At 64.5% G+C, this 13,531-nt stretch carries 9 protein-coding genes; 1 reads left to right on the forward strand and 8 read right to left on the reverse strand.

Translation table 11 applies throughout. From position 1 onward, the window contains the following. Nucleotides 1-9 precede the first annotated feature (9 nt). The 5 genes from ACFWAD_RS02770 to ACFWAD_RS02790 are packed head-to-tail and all read right to left on the reverse strand — an operon-like array spanning nt 10 to nt 8,387. Complete coding sequence (locus ACFWAD_RS02770; RefSeq protein ID WP_378541189.1) at nt 10-726, reverse strand: hypothetical protein; 717 nt, start codon at nt 724-726, stop codon at nt 10-12. A 53-nt stretch (nt 727-779) separates the two neighbouring features. Beyond that, nucleotides 780-1,406 (reverse strand): RNA polymerase sigma factor SigM, encoded by a 627-nt coding sequence (gene sigM / locus ACFWAD_RS02775; RefSeq protein WP_378541191.1) that lies wholly within the window; start codon nt 1,404-1,406, stop codon nt 780-782. Nucleotides 1,407-1,453: 47 nt separating this feature from the next. Continuing rightward, a complete protein-coding gene (locus tag ACFWAD_RS02780) occupies nt 1,454-5,452 on the reverse strand; it encodes a lipid II flippase MurJ (RefSeq protein WP_378541193.1) in 3,999 nt (1,332 codons plus the stop codon). Continuing rightward, nucleotides 5,449-7,803, reverse strand: a complete 2,355-nt coding sequence (locus tag ACFWAD_RS02785) for a DUF6049 family protein (RefSeq protein ID WP_378541196.1) — start codon at nt 7,801-7,803, stop codon at nt 5,449-5,451. Before ACFWAD_RS02785 ends, ACFWAD_RS02780 begins: the two co-directional genes overlap by 4 nt. Then, complete coding sequence (locus tag ACFWAD_RS02790) at nt 7,800-8,387, reverse strand: NUDIX hydrolase (RefSeq protein ID WP_378539883.1); 588 nt, start codon at nt 8,385-8,387, stop codon at nt 7,800-7,802. The genes ACFWAD_RS02785 and ACFWAD_RS02790 overlap by 4 nt, the downstream gene beginning before the upstream one ends. Before the next feature lie 111 nt (nt 8,388-8,498). Between ACFWAD_RS02790 and ACFWAD_RS02795 the strand changes: the two genes are divergently transcribed. Continuing rightward, nucleotides 8,499-9,950, forward strand: a complete 1,452-nt coding sequence (locus tag ACFWAD_RS02795; RefSeq protein WP_378541199.1) for a CCA tRNA nucleotidyltransferase — start codon at nt 8,499-8,501, stop codon at nt 9,948-9,950. Here the strand turns inward: ACFWAD_RS02795 and ACFWAD_RS02800 are convergent. Genes ACFWAD_RS02800 through ACFWAD_RS02810 form a run of 3 tightly spaced genes read right to left on the reverse strand, consistent with a single transcriptional unit; the run spans nt 9,934 to nt 13,509 of the window. Continuing rightward, complete coding sequence (locus ACFWAD_RS02800; RefSeq protein WP_378541201.1) at nt 9,934-11,241, reverse strand: MFS transporter; 1,308 nt, start codon at nt 11,239-11,241, stop codon at nt 9,934-9,936. The genes ACFWAD_RS02795 and ACFWAD_RS02800 overlap by 17 nt on opposite strands. 23 nt (nt 11,242-11,264) lie before the next feature. Then, a complete protein-coding gene (locus ACFWAD_RS02805) occupies nt 11,265-12,902 on the reverse strand; it encodes an acyl-CoA dehydrogenase family protein (protein WP_378541204.1) in 1,638 nt (545 codons plus the stop codon). After that, nucleotides 12,886-13,509, reverse strand: coding sequence for a TetR/AcrR family transcriptional regulator (locus tag ACFWAD_RS02810; RefSeq protein WP_378541207.1), 624 nt, complete (start codon nt 13,507-13,509; stop codon nt 12,886-12,888). Before ACFWAD_RS02810 ends, ACFWAD_RS02805 begins: the two co-directional genes overlap by 17 nt. Between the last annotated feature and the right edge of the window lie 22 nt (nt 13,510-13,531).

Here is a 13,531-nt window from a genome sequence, read left to right on the forward strand (position 1 = left end):
CCCTCGACCTCAGCCGATGTTCTTGACCGAGAATGTATTCGGATTGCCCTCGCTGCAGTCGGTACCGACAGTCAAAGCAGTGATCTGACGCGGTTGTGATCCTGTGAAGAGCAGGACTATCGCGGGTGCGTCGTTGATGCGTACCTCACCCGAACCGAGCAGAGGTCTGCCCTCGTCGACGCCGTTGGCGCGTAGGCAGCCGGCTAGTTTGGACGGATCTGCCAGTGGTCCAAGGTCTTTGGATCCGACGAGTGAGAGCAGCGACGCCGAATCTGGATCCGCGACAGCAGACGTCGCCGGTGTGCTCGGTTGAGCGACAACGCTTTCGGCAGGTTCGGAATCTCGGGTTCCGATCACAACGATCACGAAAGCCACCGCTACGGCTGCAGCGGCACCGAGAACCCACGCTTGTGGGCGCCGCCGGAACGGCATGACGGTTGTCTCTGCAGGCGGATCGACGTGGCTGGACTGTGAATCGAGTGCCGAATTGATCCGCTCGGCAAGCGAATTCGGGATCCGGTCGTGAGGGGTCTCGCGTGAGTTCAGTGCCGCAAGCGAAGCTGTGACGCCGTCGAGAGTGGTGACAAATGCATGGGCGGCGGGGTCGGCGTGTACCAGCGGCCACAGAGATGCACTGGTTTCGGAATCGAGAACCCCGGCGTGAAGATCCGCCAAGAGGTCTTCCGAAAACGGAGGAGACGGAACGCGGACAGACGGATCTGTCATGAACCCTCCCTCGGCAGTCGGTGTGGACGCTTACAAGATAGGACGCGGCCGGTTCACGAATGGTTCCCGCCTTCGCGAAAGTCCTCCAACTGGGCGGCGAGGCGCTTTCGGGCGCGGGCGCAGCGACTCTTGACGGTCCCTACGGGCACTCCCAATCTTTCGGCGGCCTCGGCTACCGGATACCCCTCGACATCGACGGCGACGACGGCAGCACGCTGCTCAGGGGGCAGCGATGCCAGTGCCTGTTCGACGGTCAGGCTCATGTCCACTCCCGCCGCGTAATCGCGGTGATCACGGGGTTCCTCCGCATTCTCGGAAGACAGAGAGAACGCGGCCCGCGATTTGTTGCGTCGGATCCGGTCAAGGCAGGCATTGACCACGATGGTGTGGAGCCAGCTACGCACCGCCGCGTCGCCGCGGAACTTCGCCGCCTTGCGGTGCGCGGACAGCAGACCCTCCTGGAGCGCGTCTGCCGCGTCCTCGTCCGAGTAGCTCGTACGCCGGGCAACGTGCCATAGATGATCCTGATGCCGGGTCAGAAGTTCACGGAACGCATGCCGATCGCCTGCCACATGAGCAGTCAACAATTCGAAATCCGTCGTCTCGAGATTTGTGTTCTCGAAACTTCTGGATTCGAATTTTCCGGCTCCGCCCCCGGTGCCCCCCCGATAACTGTGCACGGGCGGATATTAGCCCAGTCGGTAGGTTTCAGACGGGCCAAGGGCGATCACTTTGCAGCAGTGAATGCAATCTCCGAGATGGATGTCTGGTTTTGTCCGGATTCGGTGCTGAGCTGCGTAATCCAAACCAGGACATACTGACCCGAGCCGTCCGACGACAGCGGAATGTCGGTCACACCGTTCTTCAGTACACCGGATCCGATTTCCTTGGTCTGATCCAGCGAAGTATTCGCAGAAGGGGCAGAACGGATTTCAACGACGGTTCCGGGCGAATCAGACGTGATCGCAATGTTCTTCAGGTTGGCCGCATCGGCGAGCGTCACCATCAGGCCGACGCCGTTTTTCAGTGACGGGAAGGGTTGGAAGTACGAGTCCGACGACCATGCGGTGGCTGGATTGCCGTCGATGGCGTTCTTCGCCGTCGCCGGCTGGTCCGGCGTGCCCTGGGGCGAGAACACCGTTACGGCCGAGGCGGCTACCGGCACGGTTGCCGCCGCCGGTGCGGGCGCGGGTGAATTGTTCTCGGGCGCAGTGGCTTCGGTGGTCAATCCGAAACTCTGCTCGCTGAGCGGGGTGTCGTTACTGCCGCCCGAGAGGAAGCTCGCAACCCACACCACAAGGAGAATCAGGACGATCACGGTGAAGACGCCGAGCGCCGTCAGTGCCGCGAGCATCCGCGTCGACTTCTTCTTCTCGGCCTCGATGGCTTCCGGGTCGTTCAGTGCATGACCCGACGCTCCCTGCTCGCGGTGGCCGAGACGAAGTGCCGGAATCATTTCCGTCTTGTCGTTGACGACGGACGCCTGATCGAGGATGTGCTGCACGGTGGCAGCTGTGCGGATTCCACTCTCCGACTGCAAAGCTCGAACCGCAACGGCCGAGATGTCGAACGGGACCTCCGGACGGACGACCCGAGGTTCGACGATGTTGCCGTCGGCGCCGCGGCCGGCGGGAAGCAGACCACCGACGGGACCGGCGGACGGTTCGGCGAGCGGCCAGCGCGCCGTGATGAGCGAGTACAGCATGGCGCCGAGGCCGCGGACGTCGCTGGTGGAATCGGCGTCGGCAAGCGTCGCCGGGAACGCCAGTACGGCGTCACCGTTGATGCTGATGCGAACGCGGTCAGGGTGATCGATCGACAGCGCACCGCCGGTACGGTGAGCGGCCTCGGCAGCGGCCGCGAGGGCGCGGATGGCGCGCGCTGCACCGATCGGAGACGGCGTCGTCTCGGCCATTTCACGAAGCGAGCGGCCGGGAGTCCATTCGGCGACGACGATTCCGCCCGAGCTTCCGCGGACGACGTCGAGGACGCGAGCCAGACCGGGCGAGTTGATTCGTCCCAGGCGCAGAGTGCGTGAGAGAACCGCCTGCGGTCCGGACTGGCTGTCGTCGTCGCCGCGCTGATCGGCGTCGACGAACGTCAGGGCTACTTCACGGTCGAGCTTGACGTCGAGAGCTTCCCAGAACTGAAGTCCGCGGGTTCCGCCGTGCGGGGCGAGCAGACGGTAGCGTCCGCCGGCTACAGAGGCGCCGGGGATGAGCTTGGGTCCACGGGGCATCGTTCGCTGTGCCGGTCGCGATGCGGATCCGGCGGCAGACGAACGAGGCGCAGCGGGCGGTGTCTGAGCGGCAGCCGTCTTCGGAGATTCGGGTGCCTTCTTGTCCGGAGCAGGCGTCTTCGGTGCGGGTGTCTTCGACACAGGTGCTGAAGGTGCCTTCGACACGGGCGCCGAAGGTGTCTTGGACACACTGACCGGAGGCACCGGCGGAGCGGCCTTCTGCACCGGCTGCTGTGGCTTCTGGACCGGCCGCTGGGCAGGCTGCTGTGGCTTCTGACCCTGCTGCGGCTTCTGTCCGGCAGGTGCGGAGGAACTCGTGGATGCAGGTGTGCCCGACGATGCCGTTGACTTCTGTTCGGACGCTTTCACGGCAGAAGTCCCGGCACTCTTGTTGCCGGAAACGTTGTCGTCGCTCACCCTCGCTCCTTCTCCATCGATAGCCCGTCCCCGAATACGCGCGGGTTGCGATCCTGTACGCCCATGACCAGGGTACGGGAGCGCACCCGGTCGTTCTTGCTCGTTTGATTCCGTTCTGATTGCAGGAATCAGCTCGGTGACGTCGTCGTCGGTGTTGTTACGTGTGTCCGGTTCGGCGCGACCTGTCAGTGAACGAATCTTGCGGGAGACCGCAACCGTTACCGACAGAACTTCCGGAACCTTCTTGAAGTAGAGAATCGTGAAGGTGATCGCGAGCATCAGAATGCCGCCGACGGCGACGCGAACCATCGAGCCGGGTCCGCCGAAACGCTCGGTGAGTTGATCGAATCCGAGGACTCGGTCGACCGCGAGCATGGTCAGCGAACCGGCCAGCGAGGCGAGTACGACGGACCAGACCGTCTTGCCCACGTTGGCCATCTGCAGGTTTCCGAGGCTGCGGTGCAGGAGGTATCCGCCGATGACGGCGCCAGTGATGTAGCCGAGGCCGTTGGCCGCACCGAGCAGGATCACGACCTGATCGCTATTGGAGGCGAAGACCGGAGCCAGTGCCGAGAAAGCGATCTTCACTGCAGTGATGCCGAGAACGATCCACGTCGGCGTCCAGGCCTGTTCGCGGGCGTAGAACACTCGAAGTTGGATCAGGACCAGCGCGTACGGAATCAACGTGAACGCCGACCAGCTCACGGCGGTACCGAGTCGTTCGGCCTGTTCGGGTCCGAAGCGGCCGTAACCGTAGAGCGCTTCACCGACCTGCGGACCCATGAAGGTCAGGAACATGATGATCGGAACCAGCGTGATCATGGTCAGACGCGTCGCGACCGACAGATCGTCCACGACGGCCGGGGTGTCGTCGGCTGCTGCGTTGCGGCTCAGGCGCGGCATGATCGCCGTCAGAACCGTCACTCCGAGCACGCCGTACGGGAGCTGCAGGAGCAACCAGGCCTGGCTGTAGATGGCGGGGCCGGCTTCGTCGGCATGTGAGGAAATCTTGGTCGCGAAGATCATGCCCATCTGGCTGATCAGGACGTACAAGACGATGGCGACGGCCATGCCGCCGAACTGGCGCAGGCGATCGTCGAGACCCCACAGCGGCTTGAGTGAGATCTTCTCGCGGCGAAGCGCGGGGATCAGACTGGCTGCCTGCACGGTGACGCCGATGGTGATGCCGATGCCGAGGGTGAGCAGCTTGGCGTCGCCCATCGAGACCGGATCAAGCGAGATCTCGCCCGGAGTCAGGCGGTAGACCACGAGCACCACGAGGACGACGACGTTGTTGAGTACAGGAGCCCAGGCTCCGGGCTTGAAGATCTGCCTGGTGTTCAGAAACGCTGTGAACAGTGCCGACAGCCCGTAGAACAGGATCGCCGGCAGAAGTAGATACGACAGCGCCGTGGTCAGGTCGGTGCTGACCTTGCCGTCTTCGGACAGGAAGACGTATTTGGTGAGTACGGGCGCTGCCAGGGTCGCGAGTAGCGCGGCCATGCCCAGTAGAACGAGCGACGCCGTGAAGAGGCGTCGGACAAATGCTTCGCCGTGATCGGCGTCCTCCCGCTCGGCGCGGACCAGCACTGGGACGACGATCGCGGTCAGAACGGCGCCCAAGACGAGCTCCGCGATCATGTTCGGGATCTGGCTGGCCACGGTGAACGAACTGGCGATGGCCGGGCCGAGGACCATCAGGATCATCAACTGCTTGGCGAATCCCGTGATGCGGCTCGTCAGCGTCGCGATCGCGATGGAACCCGTCGCCGCGAGGAGTCGGGAGTTCGTCTCCTTGCGTTCCCCGACCTGGACATGGGCGTCGGTGTCGAACTCGTCCGACTTGGTCGCCTGCCGATCGGCGAATTCCATCTCGGCTTCGCGGTACCTGGGGTAGTCGCGGATCACCGGGATGGTCATGGTGGGTGCGTCGTCGAAACGTGCGTCGGGGTTGACCGGCTGAATCGGGTAGCCGCGCTCCCACGGTGGCATCCGAGGATGCGAACGGGTCGTGGCACTCTTGCGGGTGATCGCCGAGCGGCGACCCTCCTCGGGTGGATTCCCGGTCATGAGCGTTCGTACCCTTCATCTGCTGGGTCCGGCTGACCCTTGAATCGATGCCACAGCCGTCGCCCTGCCAGGAACAGCAGCAACCCTCCCGCTGTCGCCGTCACGGCGGCCAGGGGACGACCGTACGCATTCGACCGTACGGTCACGCTGGTCGGCGTACCCAATTGGCGGCCATCTGTCGTGGTCAGCGAGAAGTTGACTTCCAGCTTGCGAGAATCGTTCATTTCCGCGGGCACAGTCAACTGTCGGCTACCTCGCGGCGGCAGCTGTTTGGGACCGATGTCACTGATCTGCATCTCGGGTGGGGCCTCCACACGCAGGTCGACGTTGATGGCGATGGGCAGCTCGTTGCGCGCCACCAGCAGGAGCGGACTCTGCCCCGACGCGAGGGTGTAGACGCCGCCCGGCGACACCACACTGACGGCCCGGTACATCCCGTCGACGGCTTCGGTGACGTTGTCGGCGCGGATGGTCGCAGCTCGCTCCGCCCGATTGACCGATGCGGAGTCGACGTTGCGGCGATCCGCCAAGGTCATCGAGCGAAGTAGATCTTCGCGGAGCGGCGCCGTGAATCCCCGGGGGGTGAGCGAAGCCGCCGGATCGTCCACGAGCGAAGCTTCGAGCCCGTCGATACGCGGAAGTTGGGTGGTTGCGGTCTCGACGACGGACGTCTGCGGACCGTCCTGGGTGGCTCGGTCCGGGTAGTCGAGCGTGGCGGCGTCAGTGGCCCCCGGTTGTCTGCCGAGTAGTGCGGGCAGGGCCTGAGGTGAGGCGAGACCGGAGCGAATGAGGGTCGCGAGCATCGAGAGCACGGCGGTGGCGTCGTTGCGGTCCGCGGTCCACAGTTGCGGCGGCGCGAAGATCTGATTGCGCGGCAGAGAAGTCGGCGTCAGCGCGGCCCACGCCATCGCTCCCAGCGCGTCCTGGCGCCGGGCGCTGCGCGATTCGATGTCGATGGTCGGCGCGGTGTCGTCGGGGATGTACGACGGGACCTGCGGCTCCGAGCCGGTGGCGGCCAAGGCTGCGGCTGCCGAGGTGTCGAACGCAAGCGCGTCGAGTGAGCCGGTTATCCGCGACGACAGTTGCGGGGCTGCCGAGTCGACGGAGGTGTCAGCCACCATCGCTGTGGTGGGATTCACGCTCAGCACCTCTGCGGTGGCCGAGTCGAGGACACCTGAATCTGGCCAGACGAAGTCTCGCAACGAGGTCACGCCGAGGATGTTGTCGACGATGTCCGCCGGCCGTGCGAGCGCGGTAGCCGTCAACTCCGGATTGGCCACCGAGGTGACCGCGGCGAGATCGGCCTGCGCGAAGGGAACCGCCGTCGTGCACATCGTCGAGGCGAGCGTCTTCACCCGGCCGAGCCACTGGTTGGCGGCGTCGCTGCCGCGGCCTTCGTGCGACGGCCCGGTGGGGTCGGACGAGTTGTCGGCGACGAGGTACCCGCGAGTCATGTTCTCGACGGTGATCAGAAGGTCGGGGTCGATTGCCAGGCAGAGCGCATCCGTGACGCGGCGATCGGTATCGCTTTCGGGTTTGGTGGCGTTCTCCACCGCATCGACCAACGCGTCCAGACGTCCGCCGTCGGAAAGTTCGGTGGCAAGTTCGTCGTCGATCAGGCGTACGGGCTCGTTTACCGCGCCGGGGATTCCGCCGACGAGTCGTGGTGCGTCGGCCAGCGGCCACATGAGCGTGACGCCGATCGGGGCGGACGTGTCGGGGGGAACGACGGCCGTGGCGGACGAACTGGGGGTTCCGGCTGTGGCGTTCGATTCGGCTGCGGCCGGCACACCGAGGACGGGGAGGAGGAAGCGTGCGTCGTCGAGTCGGGCGGCACCGCCGTACTCCGGGGTCCCGTTCACGTTGACGAGCATCGGGTAGACGCCGGGTTCGGTGATGTCGAGGGACAACCCGGTTGTGCTCCGGAGCGGCAGGGTGAGCGTGAACTGCTTGGACTGGCCGGTGTCGAGGGTGGTGGCGACGGTGTCGAATTCGCCGACCGTGTCGAAAACAGCCTGGTCGAAGTCGAGTGCTGCGCGCACGTCCGAACTGGAGTCGATCGCGGGAGCGCGCTGCAGCCTCACTCCGACGTCCTCGACGGGACGGTCACCGACGTTCTTCACCGTGCCCTTGACCACGACGTTGCGGTCGCTGGTGGTCGTCACCGTGGTCGGTGCGGTGGAGTCGATGGTCAGCTGCAGAAATTTGGCATCGTTGGTGTTTCGCGCCGGGGCGCGCTCACTGGGCTGGCTGGCCGGTGCTGCACCTGCGACGGCCGTCGTTGCAGGCCCGAAACCGACAGCGGCCATCACCAGAGCGGCCACACCGGCCCGCCGCAGAGCCATTCTCATCCGGCGTCCGGTTCCTTCGGGTGCTGTGTTCGCAGAATCTCAGGTCGCTGGATTTCAGGTCTCGGCATCTCGGCGATCATCTGCGACGCGAGTTCGGCGAGTTTGCGCTCGTCGGCGTACGCGAGCCGCGAGTGCAGTTCCGTCAGCGGCACCCAGGCGACTTCGGTGACCTCGATGTCCTCGTCGGAGAGTTCACCGCCGAGAAAGCGGAGGAGATAGTGGTGCACGGTCTTGTGGACGCGTCGACCTTCGGTCACGAACCAGTAGTCGATGCTGCCCAGCGGCGCCAGGACGGTTCCCTGGATACCGGTTTCTTCTTCGACCTCACGCATCGCGGTCTGCTCGGCGGTCTCACCCTGCTCGATATGGCCCTTCGGTAGCGACCAGAGTAGGCGTCCACGGCGGTCGGTTCGGCCGATCAGTGCAGCGCAGAGGCGTTCCGGGGGTCCTCCCCAGCCATCGACGACCAAGCCGCCCGCAGAAGTTTCACGGACGGTTCGCATCAAAGGTTTATCGGGGTTGCCGACGGCAGGTCGACGCCGCGGGTTGCGGCGACTCCTGTTTGTTCGTTCGGCACCAGACACCTCATCGATACTAGTTGGCCTTGCAGCGTTGCCCGGTAACCCGCGCAAAGCGGTCTATCGCGTTCGTATGCGCGTTCTGCTATTTGCGCACCTTAAGTAAGCTCCTTTCACGTGACTGTCCCTACCTCCGACGCTGATCGCCGCCTACGACTACTTGCCGACGCCACTGCAACGCTCGGCACGTTGTCCGACGTGTTGAACCCGCTCGGTGAGCGTTTTGCTGCGGCCGGTCACGAGCTGTTCCTGGTGGGTGGCAGTGTTCGCGACGCAATTCTCGGCCGCTTCAGTGGCGATCTGGACTTCACGACGGACGCCAGGCCGGAGAAGGTGCAGGCTCTGCTCAAGGGCTGGGTGGACAAGCAGTGGGACACCGGCATCGAGTTCGGGACCATCAGCGCCATCAAGCACGGCCAGGAGATCGAGATCACGACCTTCCGGGCCGACGCTTACGACCGTGTCTCGCGTAACCCGATAGTCGAATACGGCACGACGTTGGCCGACGATCTGGTGCGCCGCGATTTCACCGTCAACGCGATGGCGATGAAGATCGGCGCGGACGGTTCCTACACGTTTGTCGATCCGCTGAACGGCATGGACGCTCTGCTGGCCGGAGAGCTCGATACGCCGTCGGCGCCGGAAAACTCGTTCAACGACGATCCGTTGCGGATGCTGCGCGCAGCCCGGTTCGTCTCGCAGCTTGGTTTCACGTTGAACAATCGCGTTTTCGAGGCCATCAAGGAGATGGCGTCGCAGATCGAGCGAATCACCGCCGAGCGCGTGCAGGTGGAACTGAACAAACTGATGCTGGGCATGTACCCGGTGGACGGCATCAACATGATGGTCGACTCCGGGCTGGCCGCGTACGTGCTGCCCGAGGTTCCGCAGATGAAGCTCGAGATCGACGAGCATCACCAGCACAAGGACGTCTACCAGCACTCCCTCACGGTGCTCCAGCAGGCGATCGATCTCGAAGAAGGCGATCCGGACCTCGTATTGCGTTGGGCCGCACTGCTTCACGACATCGGAAAGCCGGATACCAAGCGCAACGAGCCAGGCGGTGGCGTCAGCTTCCACCACCACGAGGTGGTCGGTGCCAAGCTGGTGCGCAAGCGCATGCGTGCCTTGAAGTTCTCGAAGCAGATGGTCGACGATGTTTCTCAGCTCGTGTTCCTGCACTTGCGTTTTCACGGCTACGGCAAGGGGCAGTGGACCGACTCGGCCGTGCGGCGGTACGTCACCGACGCGGGCGAGCTGCTCCCCCGGCTGCACAAGCTCGTCCGGGCGGACTGCACCACGCGTAACAAGCGCCGCGCTGCGCAGTTGCAGGCCACGTACGACGACATCGAAGAGCGGATCGCGCGCATCGCGGAGCAGGAAGACCTTGCTCGGGTGCGTCCGGACCTCGACGGTAACGCGATCATGGAACTGCTGAACATCCCGGCGGGCCCGCAGGTGGGCAAGGCATGGACGTTCCTCAAGGAACTGCGTCTGGATCGCGGCCCGCTCGATCGTGACGAGGCCGAAGCCGAACTGCTGAAGTGGTGGGCTACCCAGCAGGGGTAGTTTCTCGTTTCTTGCGGTTGATCAGCACCGCTGACAAGCCGGCGGCATAGACACCCGCACCGGCAATGGCGAGGCCGACGCTTTTGCCGTCGGGTGCGATCACCGTCGACGCGGCCGCGATCGCACCGATGAACGCGACGTTGAACACGGTGTCCTGCAAGGCGAATACCTGGCCACGACGGTCGTCGTCGATGTCGATCTGCATGGCCGCGTCGCCGCTGAGTTTCACGGACTGCCCGGCGATGCCGAGCAGGAACGCAGCGATCAGCAGCGATCCCTGAGTCAGGGTGGTCACGAAGACGAGTTGGACGAGAACCGCGCACACCAGGGCGTAGGTGATCGTCCGTGAGCGGCCGATCCGCGGGATCAGGAACGGTGTGATCAATGCCGCGATCAACATTCCGATTGCCGTGGCGCCGACGGCGACGCCGAATCCGGCCATCCCTCCAGGCAATTGGGAGCCGTTCGAGGTGTCGCGTAGGACCAGCACCATGATGAGGGTGTTGATGCCGAAGCAGATGCGGTGCGCTCCGATTCCGATCATTGCCGTGGTGACGCCGGGCGCCTCCCAGACAGCGGTTGCACCGGTTCGCAGTCCGGCTGTTACCGAACGAACGGCGCTGGCACGGACCACTTCGTCGGCCACTGGACCAAGTGAGCGGGCGGTGAACCTGGCCGCGGCGAGGGCAGCGAGTACCGATCCCAGTGCTGCGACGGCCACGGCTGCGCCTGACGCTCGATCGCCCGCGCCGATCACACCGATGATCGCCACCGCTGCCGAAGCGCCTAGGGCGGCCACCACCGAACCAGCCGTTGTGAGAACGGAATTGGTGGCCACCAACCACGATTGTCGGACGACCTTCGGTAGGGCTGCAGATACGCCTGCCCCGACAAAGCGGCTGACTCCGATGGCAGCCAGTGCGCACGTCAACAAAAGTGTGTCGCCACCACCGGCGACCAGCAGCACCGCGGTGGTCAGGATGAAGAGCCCGCGGAGCACGCTCGCCCACAGGAGCACCAGTCGGCGGTCCCAGCGATCCAGCAGAGCTCCGGCGAAGGGCCCGATCACCGAATAGGGAAGGAGCAGTACGGCAAAGCCGGCCGCTATCGCCGCCGGATCGGTTTCGCGTTCCGGGTTGAAGAGAATTGCGCCACCGAGCGCGGCCTGGAACATTCCGTCGCCGAACTGGCTGGAAAAGCGGACGAGCGCCAGCCTTCCGAGGCCGGGTGATTCACGCAGGGTGTGCAGTACGCGCTGCCAGGCCTCGCGGCGGTTCGAGGCTCGGTTCATAAGCGGTCACTGTAGTGGGTGGGTCAGGCGCCGACCTTGACGGTGGCCCGCTCGAGGATCGGCGCGACGTCGACGCCCCTCGGCAGCGTTCCGAACACGCTCCCCCAGCTACTTCCGAGCCGACTCGCGCAGAACGCGTCGGCCACCGCAGGGTGCCCGTAGCGGAGCAGCAGCGAGGCTTGCAGCGCGAGTGCCATGTCACCGACGATCTTTCGCGCCCGGTATTCGATGTCGTCGAAATCGCCGAATGCCGCCTCGAGGTCCCGCACTGCCTGATCGAAGTGACTGTCCACTCCACTCGCTTGTTTCAGTTCGTCGAAGAACACCTGCAGCGTTTCGGGTTGCTTCGCCATCGCCCGCAGTGTGTCGAGCGCCGCGACGTTGCCAGACCCTTCCCACACCGAGAGCAGCGGAGCCTCGCGATAGAGGCGCGGCATCCGGGATTCCTCCACGTATCCGTTTCCGCCCAGACACTCGAGTGCCTCGGCAGCGTGGATCGGTCCGCGCTTGCAGACGAAGTACTTGCTCACGGCCAACGAAATGCGTCGTAGTGCGCTGGCGTGGGCATCGCCTGCGGTTGCGCGGTCGGTCAGAGCGGCCAGCCACATCGCGACGGTGGTGGACGCTTCCGATTCCACCGCCAGATCTGCCAGAACGTTGCGCATCAAGGGTTGGTCGATCAGGTTGGCGCCGAAAGCACTTCGATGCGTCGCGTGGTGAACTGCCTGCATGGTGCCGACACGCATGCCGGTGGCCGTGCCGATCGTGCAGTCCAACCGGGTCATGTTGACCATCTCGATGATGGTGCGCACGCCCCGGCCTTCTTCGCCGACCATCCACGCGAGAGCGTCGCGGTACTCGACCTCACTACTCGCGTTGGAATGATTGCCCAACTTGTCCTTCAGACGCTGCAGGTACATGTTGTTGAGCGAGCCGTCCGGCAGGACCCGAGGCAGGAAGAAGCACGACAGACCACCCGGTGCCTGGGCGAGGACGAGGAACACGTCCGACATCGGCGCGGAGGTGAACCACTTGTGACCCGTCAGCAGGTAGCTGCCGTCGGATTGTGGCACTGCCCTTGTGGTTCCGGCACGAACATCCGAACCGCCCTGCTTCTCCGTCATCGACATACCGGCGATCAATCCGGGTTTGGTGAGGGGAGCTTTCAGCGCCGAATCGTAGTGCCGCGTGGTCAGGAGGGGTTCGTACTGCGCGGCCAGATCCGCGTTGTGCCGCAGCGCGGGGATCACGGCGTACGTCATGGAGATGGGGCAGCCGTGACCGGCGTCGGTTTGACCCCACACGGCCATCTTCGCGGCGCGTACGAGGTGTGCGTGTGGATTCGGGTCAACCCATGGAGCGCCGTGCAGTCCCAATTCCACTGCGGTGCTCATGAGTTGGTGATAGGCGGGGTTGTAACGAACCTCGTCGATACGGTTGCCGTAGCGGTCGTGGGTTCTCAGTACGGGTGGGTGCTCCTCGGCCAGATCGCCCCACTCCTGGGCCTGAGCACTGCCGGCGCGGATCCCGACGCGATGAACCTCCTCGAGTGCGTCCGATGCTCCTTCGCGATGTAGTGCCTCGAGGATCGGCGCGTATTCGGCTGCGTCGTAATCGATCAGGGGCGGAACCTGATTGGTGACTTCATGCGTGGGTGTCATCGAAGCTCCCTAGCGATCGAAGGGTGAAGGCGAGAATGGCGTCGATCGCAGCGGGATCGGCGGTGCCGCCGCGCAGCGGAAGGATCAGGGCCTCACCGATTGCCCCGACGATGCACGCTGCCGTCAGAGTGGCGTCCTGTGGCGGTATCTCACCGGATTCGGCTGCCGAGCGGATTGCGGTGGCCAGGCAATCGCGGAACGATTCGCGAAACATCAACCGCTGTTCGTCGACGAGTGGATCGACCGGTTCCACCAGCAGTGCATAGGCGAGAACCGGTGCACGCATGGCACGTTCGGCGAAGGTGCGAACCGACGCCGATACCGCGGAGCAATGATTGCCTGCCAGGCTTCGGGCGCTGTCTCCGGCGTCCCGGGCCGCGGATACCTCACGGCTGCAGACTGATTGGAACACTTCGGCGAACAATTCGCCCTTGCCGTCGAAATGTCGATACAGCGTCCCGGTGCCGACGCCGGCGTTCTTGGCCACCGCGGCGATGGAACATCCCGTATAGCCGTGGGTTGCCACTGCCGTCGTGGCGGCCTCGAGCAGTCGGGCGCGTTGGGCGTCCAATCTTTCCTGTACTGCCGGAGTGCGGCGATAGGCCATGTCAAGAAGTGAACACCCGTTC

Origin of the sequence: Rhodococcus sp. NPDC059969, assembly GCF_042738325.1 — a bacterium.
Classification (GTDB): Bacteria; Actinomycetota; Actinomycetes; order Mycobacteriales; family Mycobacteriaceae; genus Rhodococcus_F.